Source organism: Pseudoalteromonas sp. S1727 (assembly GCF_005886375.1).
GTDB lineage: Bacteria > Pseudomonadota > Gammaproteobacteria > Enterobacterales > Alteromonadaceae > Pseudoalteromonas > Pseudoalteromonas haloplanktis.
Genome location: NZ_PNDT01000085.1, coordinates 21,952 through 45,653, shown reverse-complemented (window position 1 = coordinate 45,653; position 23,702 = coordinate 21,952). Strand labels below are relative to the sequence as shown.

Below are 23,702 nucleotides of genomic sequence, written 5' to 3'. Positions count from 1 at the left end.
AAAGACAAGATTACATAGCAATGAATATATAGTATGATGTGTTCTTTTACGGTTGTATTGTGCAACTTACTCGAAAAACAATGCGTGGGAAGGAGTTAAATAATATAAATGTTTTAAAAAACATTGGCTTATTAGTAAGAATAAAAACCTTCTAGGCTAAAAAAAACCAATAAAATACGAGTAAAATTCAATAATATTTATCTCATAACTAAATAATTGATAATTAGCGAATATAGTCCTTGAACAGGGCCACTGCATACGTTAATTTTCACCTATCAGGTAAATGTAGGAATGAGGAAATTAATATGCAGTCGTGGAACCCAAATAGCTGGAGAGAACTCCCTATACTTCAGCAGCCACAGTATCCGGATCAAGAAGCACTGAAAACTGTTGAAAGCCAATTAAAAAGTGCACCGCCATTGGTTTTCGCAGAAGAGACCCGTAGCTTATTTAAGCAACTAGAAGATGTATGTGAAGGCCGTGCCTTTTTACTTCAAGGCGGTGATTGCGCAGAATCATTTAGTGATTTTAATGCAGCTAACATTCGTGACACTTTTAAAACAATTTTACAAATGGCCGTAGTCTTAACATATGGCGGTAAGTGTCCTGTTGTTAAGATTGCTCGCATGGCGGGTCAATACGCAAAACCACGTTCTGCTGATCTAGAGACTATCGATGGTGTTTCACTACCTTCGTACCGTGGCGATATTATTAACAACTTCGAGTTTACTGAAGAAGCACGTATTCCCGATCCGCAACGTTTAATGACAGCCTATCACCACAGTGCTGCAACATTAAACTTGTTACGTGCCTTTGCACAAGGTGGACTTGCTGATTTACATCAGGTAAACCGTTGGAATATGGGCTTTGTTGCTGCAAATCCTCTAAAAGAAAAGTATCAACAACTTGCCGATAAAATCCAAGATGCTCTTGAGTTTATGGAAGTGTGCGGTATTAACTCAACAATTGCACCGAGCTTAAAAGAAACTGACCTATATACTTCTCATGAAGCGTTACTACTGGGTTATGAAGAAGCGCTTACACGCCGTGATCACTTATCAGGTGATTGGTATGATTGCTCTGCACACTTTGTATGGATTGGTGAACGTACCCGTCAATTAGATCATGCGCACATTGAGTTCTTTAAAGGCATCAAAAACCCAATTGGCGTAAAAGTAGGTCCTGGTATGGACCCTGATGACTTAATTCGTTTAATTGATGCATTGAATCCAGATAACATCCCAGGTCGTTTAACGTTAATTACACGAATGGGCGCAGACGTGCTGCCAGAAAAATTACCTGCACTTGTCCGTAAAGTACAACAAGAAGGCCGTAAAGTCATTTGGAGCTCAGATCCAATGCATGGTAATACCGAAAAAGCGACTTCGGGTTATAAAACGCGTAGCTTTGATAACATCCTACGTGAAATCAGCCAATTCTTCGCTGTACATAAAGCCGAAGGTTCATATGCCGGTGGTGTTCATTTAGAGATGACAGGTCAACATGTAACTGAATGTACCGGTGGTGCCTATGGGTTATCGGATGATGATTTAGCACAGCGTTACCGTACGCAATGTGACCCTCGCTTAAATGCTGACCAAGTATTAGAGCTTGGTTTCTTAGTGGCAGATCTGTTAAAAGACGCTCGAAAGTAAGCTATATACAAAAGTAAAAAGCCGCAACAGCGGCTTTTTTTATGTCCGATACTAATATTAAGCCCTGTAAAGGCTGAATCTGCATCTTGAGTTGGCTTGGATATAGTTAGTACTTACGACGCTCAAGCCCTGTATCAGAAATGATTTTTGCTGAAATTTCTTCAACAGAATGGTGTGTTGAGTTTAAATAAGGCAACTTATGCTTTTTGTACAGCATTTCTACTTCACGAACTTCAATCCGACACTGCTTAAGCGATGCATATTTAGAGTTTGCCATCCGACGTTGACGAATATCAGCCAACCGAACAGGGTCAATAGTAAGCCCAAACAACTTTTGCTTATATGCAGTTAAACAATCCGGCAATTTACCTGTTTCCAAGTCATCTTCTGTAAGCGGATAATTTGCTGCTTTTATACCGTATTGTAGTGCAAGGTATAAGCTCGTTGGTGTTTTACCGCTTCTACTTACACCTACTAAAATAATATCAGCCTCAGCATAGTTTTTAATGTTCGCACCGTCATCATTAGTTAACGCGTAATTAACCGCATCAATTCTAAAGTCATAGCTTTTTTCGTGCATTGAGTGAGTACGATGCACTTTTGGTACAGGAGCCACTTTCAGCTCATTTTGAATTTTATCGCTAAATGTAGTGAGAAAATCATAACTTACAGCATCTGCAGAACGAATTATTTCACTTAATGTATGATTCACAAAGGTAAAAAATACCAGGGGTTTTTCACCTTCACGTTGCGATGTTGCATTTATTAAGGCTTTTACTTCTTTAGCTTTTGCCTCAGTTTCTACAAATGGGATAGTTTTATGGTTAAATTCGACGGGAAATAAAGACAAAGTCGCATGACCAAATACTTCAGAAGTAATGGCTGTGCCGTCAGAAATATAAAATGCAGTTCTCATATTAACCTTTTTCTTACGTTAAAGAGTAAATTGGGGTCCTTACGGTTTACGTAAGGTCTATTGCCAGTGTAGAATGAAGGGGACCTTTTTAGAAGGTTTTCTTTCTTAACTCTCACAGTTAATACGACAATTTGTTTTTTGGAGAAAGACCCGTGCAAGAATACGTTCTCTGGTATCAAGAGCTTGGTATGCAAGATGTTCCACGAGTTGGTGGCAAGAATGCCTCACTTGGTGAAATGATTTCTAACCTCGCTAACGCTGGTGTACAAGTGCCAGGTGGTTTTGCTACAACTGCCGACGCATTTAATGAGTTTTTAGAGCAATCAGGACTCAATGCAAAAATTCACAATATCCTCGACACCCTCGATGTTGATGATGTAAACACACTAGCCAAAGTAGGTGCTGATATCCGCCAATGGATCATCGACACACCATTCCAACCTAATTTAGACCAAGCAATCCGCGATGCATACAGCCAACTCCACGGCGACGCAACAGCAGATGTTTCATTCGCAGTACGTTCATCAGCAACCGCTGAAGATATGCCAGATGCATCATTTGCAGGTCAACAAGAAACCTTCTTAAATGTTCGTGGTATTGACTCTGTAATGGTCGCTATCAAACATGTTTTCGCTTCATTATTTAACGACCGAGCCATTTCATACCGCGTTCACCAGGGGTATGATCACCGTGGTGTTGCATTATCTGCGGGTATTCAACGCATGGTTCGTTCTGACAAGTCAGCTTCTGGCGTCATGTTTAGTATCGATACAGAATCAGGCTTTGAAGATGTCGTTTTTGTAACATCAAGCTATGGTCTTGGCGAAATGGTAGTGCAGGGTGCAGTTAACCCTGATGAATTTTATGTTCATAAACCAACACTTGCTAAAGGTAAACCATCAGTAGTGCGCCGTAACATCGGCTCTAAAGCCATTCAAATGATTTACTCTGCAGATGAATCGCACGGTAAGCAAGTTGAAATTGTTGATGTTGATACCTCACTTTCAAACAAATTCTCGATTACAGATGCCGAAGTGGAAGAACTTGCCAAGCAAGCTGTGATCATCGAAAAACACTATGGCCGTGCGATGGACATCGAGTGGGCCAAAGACGGTAACGATGGCAAACTTTATATCGTGCAAGCACGTCCAGAAACAGTTCGCTCAAACGAAGATACTAATGTCATGGAGCGCTTCCAGTTAAATGGCAGCAGCAACGTGATTGTAGAAGGACGTGCTATCGGCCATAAAATTGGTTCAGGTACCGTACGTGTTCTTAATTCAATTAGCGAAATGGACCAAGTACAAGTTGGCGATATCTTAGTAACAGATATGACCGACCCTGATTGGGAACCTATCATGAAACGTGCAGCAGCGATTGTTACTAATCGCGGCGGCCGTACTTGTCATGCAGCAATCATTGCTCGTGAACTTGGTATTCCAGCTGTAGTTGGTTGTGGCAACGCAACTGACTTAATTAAAGCGGGTCAAGATGTTACAGTATCATGCGCCGAAGGTGATACCGGTTTCATCTACGAAGGTATTTTAGATTTCGAAGTTCTCACCTCACGTGTTGATAAAATGCCAGAACTACCAATGAAAGTCATGATGAACGTTGGTAACCCTGATCGCGCATTTGATTTTGCACGTTTACCACATGCAGGTGTTGGTTTAGCACGTGTTGAATTTATCATCAACCGTATGATTGGTGTTCACCCTAAAGCATTGCTAAATTTTGATGCACAAACTGATGCATTAAAAGCAGAAATAACTGACATGATTGCAGGTTACGAATCACCTGTAGAGTTCTATATTTCAAAATTGGTTGAAGGTATTTCTACTTTAGGTTGTGCATTTGCACCTGAGCGTGTAATTGTTCGTATGTCTGATTTTAAATCAAACGAATACGCTAACTTAGTTGGCGGCCAGCAATACGAGCCAGAAGAAGAAAACCCAATGATAGGTTTCCGTGGCGCTGCTCGTTATATCTCAGAAGATTTCCGTGATTGTTTTGCTCTTGAGTGTGAAGCTATAAAACGTGTACGTAACCAAATGGATATGACTAATATTGAGATCATGATCCCATTCGTTCGTACTCTTGAAGAAGGTAAACGCGTAATTGAATTACTTGAAGAGCACGGCCTAAAACGTGGCGATAACGGCTTAAAAGTGATCATGATGTGTGAACTTCCTTCGAACGCACTATTAGCTGAAGAATTTTTAGAGCACTTTGATGGTTTTTCTATCGGCTCTAACGATTTAACTCAGTTAACACTCGGACTAGACCGAGATTCAGGCTTAATTGCACATCTTTTTGATGAGCGTAATCCTGCTATTAAAAAGCTTTTATCTATGGCAATTCAAACCGCTAAAGCAAAAGGCAAGTATGTAGGTATTTGTGGTCAAGGGCCTTCAGATCATGAAGACTTTGCAGCATGGTTAGTAGAGCAGGGTATTGATTCTGTTTCACTAAACCCAGATACAGTGATCGAGACTTGGTTATACCTTGCTAAAAAATTAGCAAAATAACGAGCTAAGCTCAGTCATAAAAATGCCAGCTACTTTGCTGGCATTTTTGTTTTTTATTATCACTAAGATTAACGGGCTAATTTCTTATCTAAGAATGCACATGATTTTGTCAGTGCCTTTTGACATAATCGCAAATAATGCCGTGCCTTAGGGTAATAAAATGAAAAACACATTAAACCCGCAATAAAAAATATCAATGATGGCCCAGGTACTACAGCAAAAAATAATCCCAATAACATACACAGGCTACCTAACAATATTAATAAACATTTTTTCATTTTATAAATCCGAGTAACTAAGCGTTTAAACATGAGTATAAGTAATTTGCTTATTATTACGACAAAAAGAGTGTTACAAACTGTAAAATCTTCAATTTCTATTGCGCTTTAGCATGATATAATCGAGCAAATGCCTTAATTTATCACCGTCATGATAGCAACAATAAGCCAACAAGATGCCGCGACCGAATTAGTCGCAAGTTACCTAAAAACAATAACTAAACAAGGATTTACTGGCGATACTGATGCAAGTTACGGCACCCGTCTAACAGCATCAACCGATAACAGTATTTACCAGCAATTACCTCAAGGGGTCATTTTTCCAAAAAACGAAAAAGACATCCAAATTGCCCTACAAACAGCTGCTCACGATCCGTTTTTATCGTTAACATTTGGCCCGCGAGGCGGTGGTACAGGAACGAATGGTCAGTCTTTAACACCTGGTATTGTTGTTGATTTATCACGTTATATGCGTGAAATTCTAGAAATCAATGCTGAAGAAGGCTGGGTACGTGTACAAACCGGCGTTATCAAAGATCAACTTAATGATTTTTTACGCCCTTATGGCTTCTTTTTTGCCCCTGACTTATCTACCAGTAACCGAGCAACCATAGGTGGTATGGTTAATACCGATGCGTCTGGTCAAGGTTCATTGGTATATGGTAAAACCAGCGACCATGTTTTAGGGCTTACCACTTTCTTAGTTGATGGTACAAAAATGTGTACCAGCCCAATCGAGATTGAAAAAGCTAAACTGATTGCTGAGCAAGACACCACAATCGGAAAACTGTATTCAACGGTGTTGAATATCTGTTTATCTGATCGCGAAGCAATTTTGGCCAAATTCCCGCGTTTAAATCGTTTCTTAACTGGCTATGACCTAGAGCATACGCTAAGTGATGACTTACAAACTTTTGATATGAGTCGTCTGATCACAGGTTCAGAAGGCTCGCTTGGTATAGTTACTGAAGCCAAACTAAACATTACGCCGATTGCTGAATTTAAAACCTTGATCAACATTAAGTATGACAGTTTTGATTCCGCGTTGCGCCACTCACCATTTTTAGTCGAAGCACGGGCAACCTCTGTTGAAACAGTTGATAGTAAAGTGCTCAACCTTGCACGTCAGGATATTGTTTGGCATTCAGTATCGGACTTAATAACCGATGTTGAAAATAAAGACATGCAAGGCCTCAACATGGTTGAGTTTAACGCTGTATCAGTCGACGACATTAAAGACAAGGTTGATACATTATGTAAGTTACTCGATGATTGCGTAACACAACAAAAAAATGGTGTTATAGGCTATCAACTTACCAGCGATAAAGCAGACATTCTTAAGATTTATGGAATGCGGAAAAAATCAGTTGGCTTATTAGGTAATGTAAAAGGGACTCAAAAACCGCTTGCATTTGCTGAAGATACTGCAGTTCCCCCAGAAAACCTCGCTGATTTTATAGTTGAATTTAGAGCTTTACTCGATAGCCATAATTTACAATATGGTATGTTTGGTCATGTTGATGCTGGCGTATTACACGTACGACCTGCACTGGATATGTGCGATCCAGAACAAGAAAAATTACTACGGGTGATCTCCGACGCTGTTGTAAAACTTACAGCTAAATACGGTGGCTTGATGTGGGGTGAGCATGGCAAAGGCTATCGTAGTGAATACGGGCCTGAGTTTTTTGGAGAACATTTATTCAATCAATTACGCCGGATTAAAGCAGCGTTTGATCCAAACAATCGTATTAACCCAGGTAAAATATGCACTCCTATTGACAGTGAAGACTCACTAGTCAGTGTTGACGATCAAAAGCGAGCTTGGTTTGATAGGCAAATTTCAGTCGATGTTAAAACCAGTTTTAACAATGCCATGACATGTAATGGAAACGGAATTTGCTTTAACTATGACGAAAAATCCCCCATGTGTCCGTCGTATAAAGTTACCGGGGATCGCCGTTATTCTCCAAAAGGACGCGCAAGTTTAATGCGTGAATGGCTACGGTTACAACAAACTAAAGGCATCGACTTATTAGAAGTTGAAAAAGAGCTTAATAAAGGTGAAGTGATCACTTGGTGGGAACGATATCAACACAGTCGTGATAAGAAAAAAGGCGTTTACGATTTTTCCCATGAAGTAAAAGAGTCGATGGAGGAATGTTTAGCGTGTAAAGCTTGTACCACTGCCTGTCCTATAAAAGTAGATGTACCTACATTTAGGTCTCGCTTTTTAAACTACTACCATAGTTATTATGCTCGCCCGCTGAAAGATTACTTAGTGGGTAATATTGAAAACAGCGCGCCAATTATGGCTCGCTTTTCACGCGTAATTAATCCAATTGTAAAAACTAAACTTGCTAGTTCGTTGATCAAAAAAACGGTGGGTTATGTAGATACACCGTTACTCAGTACCCCGTCACTCAAACAGCGTATTAAAAAACAACACCAGTTTAATTTTGCACAATTGCAGTCACTAAGTGCAGAACAGCAAAGTGACTATGTATTGATTGTTCAAGATCCATTTACAAGTTTTTATGAAGCAGAATTGGTCGAGAGTTTTATAAAAATTATTTCGGCGCTAGGCAAAAAACCCATCCTATTGCCATTTTTACCGAACGGGAAACCACAACACGTAAAAGGATTTTTGCATGAGTTTAAAATTACCGCTAAAAATGCCGCAGCATTTTTAAATTCATTGTCAGAAATAAATGCGCCATTGGTTGGTTTAGATGCATCTTTAGTGATGTGTTACCGTGATGAATACAATTCTATTTTAGAAGATGAACGCGGAAATTTTGAAGTGCTACTTGCTCATGAATGGTTAGCGACACAATCATTTAAACCGCTAGCAAACAAAGTAACTAGTGACACATCGTTTACTTTGTTAAGTCACTGTACTGAAACAACGGCATTGCCAAAAGCTGCAAATGTTTGGCAAACTATTTTTTCTGATTTAGGTTTAACACTTATTACTACGGCAACAGGTTGTTGTGGTATGGCCGGCACATATGGCCACGAAGCTCAAAACCAAAATAACTCCCGCGCTTTATACGAACTGAGCTGGCAGGGTGTAGTTGAAAAAAGTTCGCCAGAACAATTATTGGCAACTGGTTTTTCTTGTCGTAGTCAGGTAAAACGTTACGAAAAATTTAAACCGAAACATCCAATTGAATTGCTAGCAGCAAAGCTTACCTAACTTTTCACTTACTAGAAAAACGGCGAACTACTCAAGTAGCTCGCCGTTTTATTTTATCTGTAAAAAGTTATTTTAAATTTATTTTCTTTTTGAAAAACTAGCAGCAATCGGTTTAGTCGTCATGCCATGAATAAATACACTTAATAAAATGGTGGTCATCGCAATCGTAGCTATTTGGTATTTATTTTCAATAGCCGTATCAATAACCATCAAGGTAAAAACGATTGAGGCTAAACCTCGTGGGCCAAACCATGCAAACGTTAATCGCTCTTTAAATTTCAAGTTGGTAAATTGTAGCGATAACATAACCGGAATGATTCTGATCAGCGTGGTACTTAGAAGTGCAAACACAATCACGGTCCAGCTTATATTTGGTAACACTAAATAACTGCAAACAAACCCAAACAAACACCAAATAAGTAAACCTGTAAAATCTGCAATGTGTTCGCTATCTTCAACGAGCTTTTCCCTCAATGGTTGCGCTGTATATTTATCAAAAATTAATCCGGCAACAAAAACTGCAATAAAACCGCTACTGTGAAAACTCTGGGCAATTGAAAATATAGTCATTGCCATACCAACAACTAGAAATGGACTCGTATTGTTTGAAAAATAATGCCGCATCATTGCAAATTTTATTAATGGAATAATTACCGCCATAGCTAGCACTGCAATAATAAGTGCAATACCGAGTTCACGGGCAAAAACCAGCACGGTATCAGCCAAAGAAAATGTAGACGTTGGCTCTTGCGCTAATAACATCAGCACTAAAAAAATCGGCACGCAAAGCCCATCATTCAAACCACTTTCAGTATTTATACCCTCACGAATTTTTTCTGGTACTGCACTGCTATTGAGTAAGCCTTTACTTAATGCCGCATCTGTTGGCGTTAAAATAATTGCCACTAAGGCAGCTTGCAACAAAGTTAATTGGGTAAACATTAAACTAGCAATAACAATGCCTGCCATTAATGTCAGCGGTAAGGCAACGAAAAGTAATAAACTAGGATACTGAAAACTATGTTTTAACACAGATAGTTTAGTTTTCGCTGCATCTGTGAATAAAAAAATGCTCAAGGTTAACTCAATCAGTGGCAACAAATGATCCATATCACTTTTTAAATAAGCAGTTTCATTAGGCAATAAAAAAGCAATTGCGCCACCTATAACAACAAAAAACATCGGGCCGGTAATTTCAACGCGTTCAAGTTGTCGCATTGAAAGTGAGTAAATTAAAAAAGCTAAGCCAACGCAGGCCAATATACTGTATTGCATTTAAATTTTCCTTTTGAGTCCAGACTTTGCACGTTCCTTTATATTAGTTTGAATATAAATTTGATCGGTGGTCGCAATTTTTGCATGACCTAAATCTTCTGATAAATGTTTAAGTGGGCGTGTTTGTGCATCATGAGTTGCTCCCGTATGACGAAGCCAATGTGCAGTGGCAGCTTCAAGTTGTTCAGCATCATCTTTAAAACCATCATCAAGTAAAGATTGTTTTGCTAAATCAAAACTTTGTTGCACTAGGCGACGAATTTGTCGAACGGTCATGCCACCTTGACCACGAATTTTATGCACTAATGGTTCGGCCTCATCAACACGGGGGAGGGCGGGCAACCCTCGGTATAATCTATAACGTTTTAAATAAGTTACAAAATCATCACTTAACGTTACATCCCGTAATTTATTACCTTTTCCCATTATGCGTAAAAACCAAAAACCATCATTGTCTTGCCAAAAATGTGACATAACTGGTGACCACTGAGGTCGCTCTGATAATTCAGAAATGCGTAAATAAAGACCTTTTAAACAAGCTAACGTGAATAAATTTCTTTCTAAATCAGGTTGATGCTCACATTTATCACGCGTTACCCCAAATACATATTCCCATTGAATATCGCTTAAAGTATCCGGTATTTTAATCTGCGATTGCACCACTAAGTACGGGCTATTCTTTTTTACAACAGGAACAAAGTTAGCAAACGTTTTTTCTTCTAAAATGGCAAATTTATAAAACACATTTAATGCGGTAAACATAGCAGCTAATGTTTGTTGACTGGCAATGGATTCTTTAAGCATAAAAGGGCGCCAGTTTTCGTTTAATCGACGAATACCTTGCTCATCTTTATAACGCCATTGTACTGATGTCATAGTCCATTGTTTATCTGGCTCAACCATAAAATCAACATAAGCTTCGATATCTTCACGCTTTAGTTCAAATACTGACTTTTGTGCAATTAACCAAGACCATAAATAAAAGCGCTCAAGCTCATTGCGAAAACGATTAAACGTCGCCTCTGATTTACGGCCATAAACATAAAGAAATTGGTACAAAAAAACTAATTCTTGCTTTGATTCAGCGACAGTCAAGCCAACTTGCTGTATAAAGGTGGCAAGTTCTGGGTATTCTGATTGCAGTGTATCATCTTCAAGATGAGCAATTTGATACCGTAATTGTTTTAATGTATCGACCAAAGCTACAAGCATATTTGAGTTATTTCTAATAAAATAAGATAGTTATAGTCTATATTTTAAGTCCGATACTGTCTAGTATTGGACTTAACGCAGTTGCAAATTAGCCTAACTCAAAAGATAACTTTGGTTGTTTAAGGAAAGCATATGAAAAAGTTAATAATATTAAGTCTAGCCGCACTAACATTAGTGCTATCGGGTTGTGCTACAACGGGCAGCGCTTCACCAACTGAAAAACGTAACTTAGTGCAAAACATGCGTGCTGATACACTAAGTAAATTATATAAAGAAAAACCTGATGTTAAACAACAAATTGCTAATGCAGCCGGTTATGCAGTCTTTGATAATGCCAATGTAAATGTGGTACTGGCAAGTTTTGGTGGTGGCTATGGGGTTGTAAAAAATAACCTAACGGGAAAATCTACATATATGAATATGGGTGAAGCCGGTTTAGGCCTTGGTTTAGGTGTTAAAGATTTTAATGTTGTTATGGTTTTTCATAATCAAGCCGCGCTAAATCGTTTTATCGAGCACGGTTGGGCTTTTGGCGGTAACGCAGACGCAGCCGCAAAATACCAAGATACCGGCGGTGCAATCACTGCTGAGGCTATCGCCGATCAAGTTACTGTTTATTCATTAACCGAAAATGGCCTTGCATTACAAGCTGTATTAAAAGGCACTAAATTTTGGGTAGATTCTGAGCTAAATTAAGCTTTTAAAACCCCTCTAAAAGTGGGCTAGTTTGTATAACTACGCCCACTTTAATTTACTTTAATCTATTTAACATAACATAACTTATGGGCCATTTAGAATACCACAACAATACATGATAACTACCTTTTATTCGTAAAACTCACCCCATATATCATTTAGCTATATACATATAACAAATTAATGGTACAATGTTTATACAAATAAAAATTAGGAAATCCATATGCAAGAACATTCGTTAGTATTACTAAACCTCTCAATTCGTAAAGAGTATGGAGAATATATCAAGTCTTCTACTTACGGTTCTGAAAACCAAATTGTTGGGTATACATATCAATCTTTCGAGGTTTATTGTCATACCTGCAGTTCTGAATTCTTTGCATACAGAGGTGAGGATTTTAGCTCTACAAGTGGTAGTGAAGGTGTTTATAATTTCAAGTGCTCCCATTGTGGACAGCAAGATGCAGTAAAATCATCTCAAATTAAAAAACATTTTGGACGATAAATACAATCTGTCACAATTTTTAGTTTAACATCAGTATGTAGCCTGTATTATCGAATTGTATCTATAATATGAATTAATAATAGAAAGGAAGCTAAATGTTTATAAAAACAGATACTAACCAATTATTAGTATTTAGGACATGTGAAAAAGAAGTATATGATTCTGTAATGAATACAGGGTCTTTATGGCTTAGAACTTCTCATTATTATCAAAATATTGAAGAAGATATAGCCCGTGAAGATAAATTAGAGGGTTTGAGTACATCAAAAATCAGTTTACCCCTTATTTTTGAATCAAGTCGTTCAAATACTGCTCTAATTGAAGGTGAAGGTTTTATCGGTGAAACTCCTGAAAAAGCCTATATCATATCCTTTCATGGTATTTCTATTGAGCAAAAAACAAAACGAGGTTTCGGACCTAAAACATTCGGTATTTATAATATTGAAAAATTTATAAAAAATATTCTAATTGAAGCAAAAAAACAGCTTGATATAAAAAGGTATATATTCGGTAAGGTAATTTATCAGTATTCCCCTGTATTTATAGCCTCAAGTAATTTAGGTGGTTCTTATAAATTAAATGAGGAAGAGCACTTATCTATTTTTGATCAGAATCTTCTTAGAAAACGCCCTGTTGAACCATTTACCCTTCAAGATGAATTTAGACTCGTTTTATTCGTTGATGAATATATAAATAATAATTTTGATTCAATTTTAAAAATTAATGTATCTAATAAACATTTTTATGATTACAGTGAAAATCATTTCTATATCAAGTGATTATTTATTAGACAATCACACTTAGCTTTGCGTTAGTCAACTGTTGATAAAACGCCTCTGCCAACTTTTCGGTTTCGCTGAATACTGTGCGCCAGTATTTAATTCGGGTGTCGGCGTCGAGATCAGTGAAGTCGGTTCTGTCGGGGATTTTGCCGTAAGGTAATCCGGCTATAAATTTTTGAGACGGGGTGATCATTACCACGTTGTCGTAATTTTCAGGGGCGACGCTGCGTTTTAAACTTTTATCAAACCACCCTGCTTTTGGTGTTGAATTAAAATGTGGATATAAAATTAACCCTGGGTTGTTAATTTTTAAATCAAAATGGTAATCAATGATTCCGCCGTCGCGGTACATACCCGGTGGTGAACCCGCAATATTTTTTATGCCTTGCATTACAAGGGGAATTGACCCCGATGCGAGTAATGCATCTTTTAAATTATCGTTCGTTAAATCTAGTTGTGTGGTTTTAAATTTATAACTGTCTTCAATGGCTAAGTCGCTATTTGGTGCTTGATAAATAAAGCGCTCATATTGCTTGGTTAAAAAGCGGCGATGCACTCGATTACTTAAATAGCTTTTGGTTAACCCCAGTAACTGTAATGCTTTTTTCTCACTGGCTACCAAACCATTTGATTTTGCGACAATAAAATGTGATTTAAACACAGGGTTATTAATTATTTCAGCAACGCCATTATCACCAAAAACATCTTCAAGTAATGCCCGTGCTTTTAATGTAATTTCTGCTGGTTTTGGTTTATTGGTCGCGTAACGAGTTTCACTGTAGGATTTTGCTAACCGTGTAATTGCTGCCACAGGATCATTTTGTGAAAAGCATGCCGCGCGAAATGCTCCCGCAGATGAACCAATTAAGTTTAATTGCTGCGTTCTACCTTTAAAAAATTCGCCAAAAAGGTATTTATCTAATCCAAATAAGGTGAACCATTTTGGCCCACCACTTGCGCCTAAAAATGATGTAAAAAGCTCAGGCTTTAAGCCTTGCTCGTTTATTATTTTTGCAGCCGTTTTACCGGCGTGTATTTCAATCATCAAATATCTTAATCTACTTAACGTTCAAACTGCATAAGTATTCAGTTTGAACGTTTTTAAAAATGAGTTAATGCCAAATACCTTTTTCTGTTTTTCCCTGAATTTTAACCTTGTTTGCATCAAATTCGGGCTCGGTATTTTCTGCTCTTTGCTTATTATAATCCGCAGTCACAGCGAGTATTGTTGGCGTTAAGATGATGATAGCAATAACATTAACCACCGTCATTAACCCTAACGCAATATCGGCTAAATCCCACACTTCTTTTAGTGTGGCCGATGCACCCCACATCATCATTGATAAGTATAAGAGTGTATAAATACCTCGCCCAATTTTATTATCGAGCTTAAATAAATGCAGGTTACTCTCGGCATAAGCATAATTTGCCACTACAGAGGTAAATGCAAATAAGGTAATAGCGGCTGCAACAAAGTATACTCCGCCTTGTGCTAAGTGTGCAGTCATGGCTTCTTGAGTTAACCGAATGCCTTCCATTTCGCCACTGATATCAACATCAGCTAATAATATGATCACTGCGGTACAACTACACAGTACGATGGTGTCAAAAAACACCCCCAACATTTGAATGTAGCCCTGAGTAACGGGATGGTTTGGGATTGGAGTCGCGCAAGCAGAAGCGTGAGGCACACTCCCCGCGCCGGCTTCGTTTGAATACAGCCCTCGTTGAATACCGTTTTTAATTGCTGCGCCCATTGCGCCGGCACCTGCTTCTTGCAAACCAAATGCTGATAAAAAGATATCTTTAAGCATCGCAGGTACTTGGGTGAAGTTTATTAGGGTGATGATCACCGCAGCTAATACAAATACAATGCCCATGATGGGCACAACGCGCTCAGCAAAACGGGCGATTGCTTTAAAGCCGCCGAGTATAATTGACCCAGCAAGAATGGTAATAACAATACCAGAATAAAAGGTTGGAATTTCAAACGCGTAATTAAGTGCATCGGTTATGGTATTTGTTTGCATTGCACTGAAGGTAAAACCGTAACCTAAAAATAAACACAGAGCGAATGCGATGGCGAGAGTTTTGCTGCCTATACCTTGTTGAATATAGTAAGCAGGCCCACCTCTAAATTCGCCGTTACTATCACGCACTTTGTACACTTGACCCAGTACGCTTTCGGCAAACCCCGTGGCCATCCCTAAAATAGCAATCATCCACATCCAAAATATCGCGCCACTGCCTCCCAATGATATCGCAACGGCAACACCGGCTAAATTACCCGTGCCTACTCGCGCGCTTAGACCAGTGCACAAGGCTTGAAATGAACTAATATCGTTTTTATCGCATTTGCTGCTTGTGCGTAATAACGAAAACATGTGTTTAAATTTTAAGATTTGAATAAGCTTTAAACGCACTGAAAACCAGATACCCGTAAACAATAAAATGTAAATGAGTATTTGCCCTTCGCCCCACAGTAAGTTGTTAATGGTGCCTACAATCAAATCAAACATGCTTTCCCTTTATAGTTTTTATAAAACAACTTCAGAATATTAATTCTTTATTTAAGAATATTTAATTACAATCACTTTATCTTTATCGTATAAATTAGCAAGCACTTATTGGATGCTGCTACTTTAAAAAAGAATGTTTACAACCCACTACTATTAGCTTCATCATAGTGAGCATTGCTTATATTAATATCATGTTTATGAATAGTTTATCTGTTAGATACTACACCCGCACAATTCAAAGCCACCAGCATGACTATCATCAGCTTGTACTGCCCTTGTTCGGCTATATTGAAATTGAAGTAGCTAATGTTGCAGCTCGCGTAGGTGTGGGGCAATGTATTGTGATCAAAAAAAAGCAACTGCATGCATTTAAGTCTGATGAGAACGCGCGGTTTATCGTCGCTGATCTAGATAACTTACCAACTAATCTACTAACGATGCCATCTCCTTGCTTTACCATTGATGACAAATTAATGAGTTACTTAAACTTCATTGATAAACAATTACATAGCAAAGCAGCTGATGATGAGAGTCATTTAGCATTTGAGCTTTTTTTACTATTACTTAGTCAACAAACTGCTGGCAACTACATCGATCCTCGTATTAATAATGTGCTGTTATTGTTAAAAAATAATTTAGCTAATAGCTATACTCTGGTTGATATGGCAGATACCGCCTGTTTGAGTGTTACTCAGTTTAAAACGGTTTTTAAACAATGCCTGCATACAAGTCCTGTTAGATATTTAACTCGTTTACGAATGGAGCACGCAAGATCACTGCTGTGTAATTCTGACTTACCTATTGCGATTATTGGCCAACGGGTCGGTTATGAAGATCCATCGGCTTTTAGCCGTGCATTCAATCTTTATTATAAACAAACACCGCGGGAGTTAAAAAGGCACCTTTAAGCCAACTAAACCGACTTTATAGCACATTAATTTACTGACCAATTGCTAAACTCAAACTATCAAATTTTAACAATGAGTTTTATATGTCGACCAGTTTAGGGATATTAGCAATTATTTTGTGGGGTGCATTAGCGCTGTTGGGCAATTTAACAAAGTCTATACCGGCTTTTCAGTTACTGTTTATGTGTTTTTTTATCTCTTTTTTATTGTTATTCATAAAAAGAGTGCTCAGTAAGCAAGCTTTATTTACTGCGCCAACACTTAGTTTAACGCAAACTGTGATCGGCATAACAGGGTTATTTGGTTTTCATTTTTGCTATTTTATGGCTTTGAAATACGCTCCTCTCATAGAAGTCAGCCTAATCGTTTATTTGTGGCCGCTGCTACTAGGCGTATTTGTGGCTAAAGCTGCAAGTAAGTTAAATGCAATTTTGGGTGGGTTGCTCGGATTTATAGGTATCGCTTTTTTAATTTCAGACGGCAGTGGCTTTTCTATCAGTACACAGTATTGGCTAGGTTATTTTTTTGCTGCAAGTTGTGCTCTGCTTTGGTCTAGCTACTCATTTATGATGTCTGGGTTTGATAATGAAGTTGATGACATAGGTTGGCTTTCACTTTATGTTGCAGCACTTGCCTTTTTAGCACATATTTATTTTGAAACTACGGTCATCAGTTTTACTGTTAATGAATTACTTGGCGTTGTCCTGCTCGGCTTAGGACCTGTAGGTGGCGCATTTTATTTGTGGGATAGTGCATTAAAACGAGGTAATAAAACATTATTGGCTTCGTTAAGCTTTTTAACGCCGCTGCTCTCTACCATTATATTGGTTTTAGCTAAACAGATTAGTTTTTCCTGGTCGGTTGTATTTGCCTTAGCTTTTGTATTAGTCGGCGCGGCTATTAGTAATGTTAAACCCGCAAGTAATAAAAACAGCGAGCCCATATAGACTCGCTGTAATTTTAAAGTGCTGTTAGTTTATAACAGGATGATTAACCGTAGTATTTGTCAGCTTGCTGATATTGCTCAGTTAAATAACAATTACCCGCCGCTAGGCCTAATTTGTAGTCATTACGTAAATCTGCATCGGTACTGCCAAGTAACTTACTATGTAATTTGCTGCCAGCAAAAATCTGTATTACTTCGAGATCTTCAGGCGGGTTTTCCATAAAGTTTAATTCGTCTAAGTAAGCCTGCTCATGCTGTAGTAGATAATCGAGTGATTTAGGGCAGTAACCTGATGCGCACACAAAGGTTTTCAGTTTATTCACCCAAGCTGATTGTATTGGCAAACTGGCATCAACGGTACGAATAACAACTATCTTGCGCGCACCGCGATTATAAGCCTCTCTTACAGGCAATGGCGCAGCAAGCCCCCCATCCAAAAAGAAGTCATCATCGGCTAACGAACATGTTTCGCAGTCTAACGCTTCATTTGCAGCTGTTTTATCAAACCAAGGGGTTAATCTAACACCTTGCTTATATAAAAACGGTAACGCGCTTGACGCTTTTAGTAACTCACGCCACTGCTGCGCCTCACCAGTTGGTGTCAAAAAGTATGGTTTTCTATCACGTGCGTTTGTGGCTGTGATCAACAACTCTCTTTGACCTAAGCTAGATTTAGCTGTTTTAAAATCAAGGGCACGGTTAAACTCGGTGGTTTTATCAAAATACCAATCAAGATCGACAATGCTTTTTCCAAGTAAACCACGACCAAGCTGAAAAAACCGTTTATGCCGTGATAAACCTCTAATGAGGCGTTTAGCGTAGCCTTTTTGACGCGCTAAAAAACTCGTTAAGTTTTGTGAGCCGGCGGAGGTACCAATAAACAGATCAAAGGGGTCATAATTGTGCTCAAGCCACGCATCAAGCACGCCGGCTGTAAATATGCCTCGCTGCCCACCCCCTTCTGCGATCAATGCTGTTTTATTGAACGTGTTTGAGATTGTAGCGTCTTGAGGTTTCACTGTCGGCCTTCCTTTGATTAATTTTGCTGGTTTATACCTTTATTTTAATGAGTTTTATATAAACGTTAAAATTGATTATATAAATTGAATTGATTAATAAAACAGAACGGAAATCAGGATGATCACCGTACTGTCTAGTGAGATCAAGCATAACAATAATTAAATGTATGCCTGCTTAATTTAGTCTTGGTTAATTTAACTATTTTTTAGGTCTGATAAGATTTCAAGTGCGCGATGTCTATCTTTACTTTCATATAAGTCATTAGTAAAAATAAACTCATCAACACCAAGCTCTTTGGCTATCATCTTTAATTTATGAGCAACAGTCACAGGGCCGCCCACCACCGACAAACCTAAAAAGCTTTCAACCTGTGCTTGCTCTTGCGTGTTCCAAAGCCCATCCATCGTTTTTACAGGCGGTGTTAACCATAATGGATCACCTCTTAATAAAGCTAAAATACGTTGTTTTGAGGTGGTTGATAAGAATGCGGCATGCTCGTCGGTATCGGCTACAACAACAGGTAACCCCAACATTACATAGGGCTTATCAAGAACATTTGATGGTTGAAACTCACGACGATATAACGCAATAGCATCATAAACAAAGCGTGGAGCAAAGTGCCCTGCAAACGCATAAGGCAGGCCTTTTTTAGCCGCTAATTGGGCGCTGTATAAACTAGAGCCGAGCAACCAAATGGGCACATTAGTGTTTTCGCCAGGTATTGCGCGTACTGGGGATACACCATCACTTGGGCCTAGTAATGATTGCAGTTCAGTAACTTCATCAGCAAAATTTTCAGCTCTGCGCTCATCGCGCCTAAGTGCTCGGCAGGTTATGTGGTCGCTGCCAGGGGCACGGCCTAACCCTAAATCAATACGACCCGGGTATAAACTTTCAAGCGTACCAAATTGTTCCGCAACGATAAGTGGTGGGTGATTCGGTAACATTACGCCACCTGCTCCAACACGAATGTTTTGTGTTTGACCCGCAATATGACCAATTAATACCGATGTTGCAGCACACACAATACCCGGCATATTGTGATGCTCAGCCATCCAAAAGCGATTAAAACCCAGTTCATCCGCTCTTTGTGCATACGCAACACTGTTGGCAAGTGTACTTGAAACTGTCGAACCTTGTTGCATCGGGCTTAGTTCAAGTAACGAAAACGGGATTGCTGCGAGCTTAGGCATGCTTACTCCTACCAGAGTTTGATTAAATTCATTAAATCGTACCTCAGTAATGGGTCCTGATTATCAAAATTCAACTTACTTTAAGTGCTTTGGATCTGGTGTGCGTAATTGCATTACTAATGGATGTTGTAGGTTTCGCATTTCACGTAACACAAGTTGTGCTACCTCTCTTGCCCCTAATTCATTAAAATGAGTATCATCTTTAACACCAATAGGGTAATTAGGGTGCAGCCCTGCATCTAAATGCATAAAGCGCAAGCGTGAGTTCAATTCTCCCATCGCTTGAAAATGCTGCTGTGTTACTCGCTCCATATCAATAAAGTCAACCCCAGTTTCACGGGCGACATCTCTGACAATATCAGCATAGATAGGATGCGTATCTTTGATTTTCCCCTCGTCATTAAAATAACGACGTGTTACCGGAGTCATCAATAATGGGAATGCCTGCTTAGCTCGCACATCAGCTATGAAGTTGCTCAAGTTATGCTTGTATTGTTCTGGAGACGTGTAGCGATCTATTTTATGCTTAGACTGATCATTATGACCAAATTGAATAATAACATAATCACCTTTATTGAGTTCTCTGATAATACCGACCCATAACCCTTCACTAATAAAAGTACGCGTACTGCGGCCATTTTTAGCACGATTTTTAATTTCAATATTATCATTAAAAAATATACTAAATGGCATCCCCCACCCTGTTTCAGGGTAATCTTTGATCTCTTTAATCGACATGGTTGAATCCCCTGCCATAAAAAGTTGTATTTTATTGGTTGCTGCCATGTTCGAAAAACTCATGATAAAAAGTATAACTGCTATTAATTTACCCATTCTACTCACTCTATCTTGTTTAAATAAATCAGTTTTAGCTAGGCTGAAATTATTTTTTACGCGTAAATAAAAAATATTTTCAGTAAAGACTTACGTAAATTAAAACATAACACCAACTGCCACCGGTGGCAAATGATAAGTAAAATCATAGTGCTAAATTAAATTTTCGTAATTGGTGATACCGTTTTTCGGTAACATAAATGTAAATAAACAATGAAAAATGTAATTTTTTGCGTTTGACAATCAGTAAAATAAGCTATAGGTTGCTACTTGTGCCACCGGTAGCAAATTGATGTATTAGCTTTATTAACACCAAAGGTTATTACATTTCCTATTTATAATTATAGGCTTATGCATAAGTGGCAAAATAAAAACAAAAGCACAAATCAACAGCATAATATTACGTATGTAATAAAAAGGAACACACAATGAAGACTGCAAGTAAATTCGCGCTAAAGCCATTAAACTACCTCATAAGTGCCTTACTGTTAGGATCCACCTCTTATGCAATGGCAGCAGATGAACAGCCGCAAAATACCACCAAAGCAGACAGTGATATCGAACTCATTCAAGTCACTGGATTTAGATCATCATTAAATAAATCATTAGCAACTAAACGCTTTGAAGTGAATACCACTGAATCTATTGCTGCTGAAGATATAGGTAAGTTTCCAGATCTTAACATTGCAGAATCGTTACAACGGATCCCTGGGGTTGCGATTTCGCGTGAAGGCGGCGAAGGCCGTCAGATCACGTTACGTGGATTAGGCCCGGCATTTACCCGTACCACACTCAACGGTATGGAAGTCCCAGCAAGTACAGACGGAACCGATTCAGGGGGGGGTGTAAATGGAGGCCGCGCTTTTGACTTTAATATATTTGCATCAGAGCTATTTAATCGTGTTGATATTCAAAAAACCCCTACCGCAGCTACAGAAGAAGGCGGTATCGCAGGTACGGTAGATATGTATTCTGCACGCCCTTTTGATTCAACAGGATTTCATGTTGCTGCATCAGCACAAGCCGGTTACAACGACTTAACAGAAGAAGTAGACCCACGCATGGTGTTTATGATCAGTAATACATTTGCTGATGATACGTTTGGTGTTTTATTCTCAGTTGCTAAATCTGAGCGCACAGTGCGCCAAGAAGGTTTTGGTACAGTGCGTTGGACAACGCCGGTTCTAGATGGTGGTGGCATTTATGCTGATACTTCTAATACTGAAGTTATAGGCGCGACAAATACTGGAAACTGTGAGTTCGAAGGACAAACGGTTGATGCCGTAAACTGTTTATATACCCCACGTCTTCCGCGTCCTGACTTTTTTGGTAATGAACAAGACCGTTTAGGTTTTACAGGTTCATTACAGTATGCACCAAATGACGATCTTGTGATTACCCTTGATACGCTGCACAGCACACTCGATAATGACCGTACTATGTACAACTTTTTTGAGATGTTTAGAAATACTTTCAGCGAGATCACTCCTGAGTCAATTACCGTGGCAGAAAACGGCAAGCAGATCCAAGCTGCAACTTTTAATGGTGTAAAATCTCGCGTTGAAAGTCGCCAGCAAATTTCAAAAACAGAATTTAAACAATATGTGTTATCAGGAAAGTACCATTTATCTGATTACCTAACGTTAGATGCCATGGTGGGTACAGCTGAATCCGATGCTCGCTCTGAGCAGTATCGTTATAATATGACCAATAACACACCTCATAGAGTGTCAATGGACTTTGGCACCACTAATAATACAGCGACTATGGATTATGACTATGACACATTAGATGCCAGCTCATTTGATTTAGCCGATGGCCGCTTAAGAGCAACCGATGTATTAAGAGAAAATGATACTGCAAAAATTGATTTATCTTATGAGCTAGACAGTATGAATATACAAGGTGGTATTGCTTATAATGATAGAACCGTCAGCTATGATGAGTCGCAAATTAATGGTTTTCCTGATCAAGATTCTGCTGTTGGGTATTCCCATATGATCCCATACGATGATTTTGGTACTGGCTATGATGGGAGTTTATCACCTTTTTTAGTTGCTGATTTTGATGCCATCAACTCACAGCTGTTGGTTAAAGAGTGGGTACCGCGCAGTGCACAGAGTTGGAAAGTAGAAGAAGAAACCATGGCTGCCTATATCGAGACAAATTTTGAATATGAAATTTCCGATATGTTACTTCGTACCAACGCAGGTGTGCGCTATGTTAAAACTGAAACAACCTCTACAGGGTTTATTCAAACAGACCCCGTTTCAATTGAGAATAGCTATGACAACGTGTTACCGGTATTAAACTTAGCACTTGATGCAACTGACGATGTTATTGTAAGGCTTGGTTTGTCTAAAACAATGACACGTCCGAGCTTAAGTTCATTAAACCCGGGTAACCCATCATTTTCTTATCTAAATGGTACTGTTAGTGCAGGTAACCCATTTTTAGACCCATTCACCTCGACCAATACTGACTTTGGTGTTGAATGGTATTTTGAAGAAGAGTCGTTACTTGCAGCAACCGTGTTTTATAAAGACATAGGCTCGTTCATCACCAGTGATACTGAAGAAAAGTTAGTTGATCCTGCCTACTTACCTTTTATTGATAACGATCCACAATATGACCCATCAAGTGCACTCGATCCACGTACAACGCCATACACACACTATGTACCTGTTAATGGTGAAGGCACTGTAATAAAAGGGATAGAGCTGATTTATCAACAACCTTTCACATTCTTACCTGGCTTCTTACAAAATACAGGCTTAGTTTCAAACTATACCTATGTTTCTGCAGGTGAAATTACTGGCTTGTCAGAAAATTCATATAACTTTACCTTGTACTATGAAGTAGAAGATTACGGTATACGTGCATCAATGAATAAACGTGACAACTATATTACTGATTATACAGGTAATAATGGGAATGCAGAGGAAGCCACCACAGGGCCGACTCATTTCGACCTTTCAGCATTTTATAACATCACTGAAAATGTAACTGTGACATTAGAAGGTATTAATCTGACCGATGAATATGAGCGCCTTTATACTACAGGTGATGGTACGTTAGATTTACCTCGCGAATATAACCACACAGGAAGACAGTTCTTCTTAGGTATACGCTATAACCTATAAGTAGTGTTTGTCTGTGGTCATTTACACAACCATAGACATTCAACATACTCGTTTGTATACCCATTTTGTAGCAAGCTTGCCAGCCCAATTTGG

At 38.8% G+C, this 23,702-nt stretch carries 18 protein-coding genes; 9 read left to right on the top strand and 9 right to left on the bottom strand.

Going from position 1 to position 23,702, the window contains the following annotated elements; translation table 11 throughout:
* The first annotated feature begins 305 nt into the window (after positions 1-305).
* Positions 306-1,655, top strand: coding sequence for a class II 3-deoxy-7-phosphoheptulonate synthase (locus CWB85_RS17065; RefSeq protein WP_029215964.1), 1,350 nt, complete (start codon positions 306-308; stop codon positions 1,653-1,655).
* A 106-nt stretch (positions 1,656-1,761) separates the two neighbouring features.
* Here the strand turns inward: CWB85_RS17065 and ppsR are convergent, their stop codons facing one another.
* Positions 1,762-2,571, bottom strand: coding sequence for a posphoenolpyruvate synthetase regulatory kinase/phosphorylase PpsR (gene ppsR, locus CWB85_RS17060; RefSeq protein WP_016706545.1), 810 nt, complete (start codon positions 2,569-2,571; stop codon positions 1,762-1,764).
* A gap of 152 nt (positions 2,572-2,723) precedes the next feature.
* Here ppsR and ppsA point away from each other — a divergent pair, with 152 nt between their 5' ends.
* Entirely contained in the window at positions 2,724-5,099 is a 2,376-nt protein-coding gene (gene ppsA, locus CWB85_RS17055; protein WP_138555532.1) for a phosphoenolpyruvate synthase, read from the top strand.
* 68 nt (positions 5,100-5,167) lie between these two features.
* On the opposite strand, the gene CWB85_RS17050 is transcribed toward ppsA, so the two are convergent.
* Complete coding sequence (locus CWB85_RS17050) at positions 5,168-5,377, bottom strand: PGPGW domain-containing protein (RefSeq protein ID WP_080571507.1); 210 nt, start codon at positions 5,375-5,377, stop codon at positions 5,168-5,170.
* Positions 5,378-5,528: 151 nt separating this feature from the next.
* On the opposite strand from CWB85_RS17050, the gene ydiJ reads away from it, so the two are divergent.
* Positions 5,529-8,576 carry a D-2-hydroxyglutarate dehydrogenase YdiJ gene (gene ydiJ / locus CWB85_RS17045; RefSeq protein WP_138555531.1) on the top strand — a complete coding sequence of 1,016 codons (3,048 nt, stop codon included), beginning with the start codon at positions 5,529-5,531 and terminating at the stop codon, positions 8,574-8,576.
* 78 nt (positions 8,577-8,654) lie between these two features.
* On the opposite strand, the gene CWB85_RS17040 is transcribed toward ydiJ, so the two are convergent.
* On the bottom strand, positions 8,655-9,851 hold the full coding sequence (locus CWB85_RS17040) for a cation:proton antiporter (RefSeq protein WP_138555530.1): 1,197 nt from the start codon (positions 9,849-9,851) through the stop codon (positions 8,655-8,657).
* On the bottom strand, positions 9,852-11,063 hold the full coding sequence (locus tag CWB85_RS17035; protein ID WP_016706549.1) for a tyrosine-type recombinase/integrase: 1,212 nt from the start codon (positions 11,061-11,063) through the stop codon (positions 9,852-9,854).
* Positions 11,064-11,195: 132 nt separating this feature from the next.
* Here CWB85_RS17035 and CWB85_RS17030 point away from each other — a divergent pair, with 132 nt between their 5' ends.
* The 3 genes from CWB85_RS17030 (at position 11,196) to CWB85_RS17020 (ending at position 13,043) form a co-directional block, all read left to right on the top strand.
* The gene (locus tag CWB85_RS17030) at positions 11,196-11,759 is read left to right on the top strand and encodes a lipid-binding SYLF domain-containing protein (protein ID WP_016706550.1); all 564 of its coding nucleotides are present in this window, start codon (positions 11,196-11,198) and stop codon (positions 11,757-11,759) included.
* A 223-nt stretch (positions 11,760-11,982) separates the two neighbouring features.
* Complete coding sequence (locus CWB85_RS17025; RefSeq protein WP_138555529.1) at positions 11,983-12,264, top strand: hypothetical protein; 282 nt, start codon at positions 11,983-11,985, stop codon at positions 12,262-12,264.
* Positions 12,265-12,359: 95 nt separating this feature from the next.
* Positions 12,360-13,043, top strand: a complete 684-nt coding sequence (locus CWB85_RS17020; protein ID WP_138555528.1) for a hypothetical protein — start codon at positions 12,360-12,362, stop codon at positions 13,041-13,043.
* Positions 13,044-13,050: 7 nt separating this feature from the next.
* On the opposite strand, the gene CWB85_RS17015 is transcribed toward CWB85_RS17020, so the two are convergent.
* Complete coding sequence (locus tag CWB85_RS17015) at positions 13,051-14,091, bottom strand: patatin-like phospholipase family protein (protein ID WP_138555527.1); 1,041 nt, start codon at positions 14,089-14,091, stop codon at positions 13,051-13,053.
* Positions 14,092-14,158: 67 nt separating this feature from the next.
* Positions 14,159-15,565 (bottom strand): alanine/glycine:cation symporter family protein, encoded by a 1,407-nt coding sequence (locus tag CWB85_RS17010; protein ID WP_138555526.1) that lies wholly within the window; start codon positions 15,563-15,565, stop codon positions 14,159-14,161.
* A 197-nt stretch (positions 15,566-15,762) separates the two neighbouring features.
* Here CWB85_RS17010 and CWB85_RS17005 point away from each other — a divergent pair, with 197 nt between their 5' ends.
* Together CWB85_RS17005 and CWB85_RS17000 are read left to right on the top strand one after the other, a co-directional pair.
* Positions 15,763-16,473 (top strand): AraC family transcriptional regulator, encoded by a 711-nt coding sequence (locus tag CWB85_RS17005; RefSeq protein ID WP_249314902.1) that lies wholly within the window; start codon positions 15,763-15,765, stop codon positions 16,471-16,473.
* Positions 16,474-16,556: 83 nt separating this feature from the next.
* Complete coding sequence (locus tag CWB85_RS17000) at positions 16,557-17,420, top strand: DMT family transporter (protein ID WP_138555524.1); 864 nt, start codon at positions 16,557-16,559, stop codon at positions 17,418-17,420.
* Between the two features lie 43 nt (positions 17,421-17,463).
* On the opposite strand, the gene CWB85_RS16995 is transcribed toward CWB85_RS17000, so the two are convergent.
* From CWB85_RS16995 to CWB85_RS16985, 3 genes are all read right to left on the bottom strand, one after another.
* Positions 17,464-18,438: a patatin-like phospholipase family protein gene (locus CWB85_RS16995; protein WP_016706557.1), complete on the bottom strand. Its 975-nt coding sequence runs from the start codon at positions 18,436-18,438 to the stop codon at positions 17,464-17,466.
* 195 nt (positions 18,439-18,633) lie between these two features.
* Complete coding sequence (locus tag CWB85_RS16990; RefSeq protein WP_138555523.1) at positions 18,634-19,632, bottom strand: LLM class flavin-dependent oxidoreductase; 999 nt, start codon at positions 19,630-19,632, stop codon at positions 18,634-18,636.
* A 75-nt stretch (positions 19,633-19,707) separates the two neighbouring features.
* The gene (locus CWB85_RS16985) at positions 19,708-20,466 is read right to left on the bottom strand and encodes a rhamnogalacturonan acetylesterase (RefSeq protein ID WP_138555522.1); all 759 of its coding nucleotides are present in this window, start codon (positions 20,464-20,466) and stop codon (positions 19,708-19,710) included.
* Between the two features lie 428 nt (positions 20,467-20,894).
* Between CWB85_RS16985 and CWB85_RS16980 the strand changes: the two genes are divergently transcribed.
* Positions 20,895-23,609 carry a TonB-dependent receptor gene (locus CWB85_RS16980; RefSeq protein WP_016706560.1) on the top strand — a complete coding sequence of 905 codons (2,715 nt, stop codon included), beginning with the start codon at positions 20,895-20,897 and terminating at the stop codon, positions 23,607-23,609.
* Positions 23,610-23,702 lie beyond the last annotated feature (93 nt).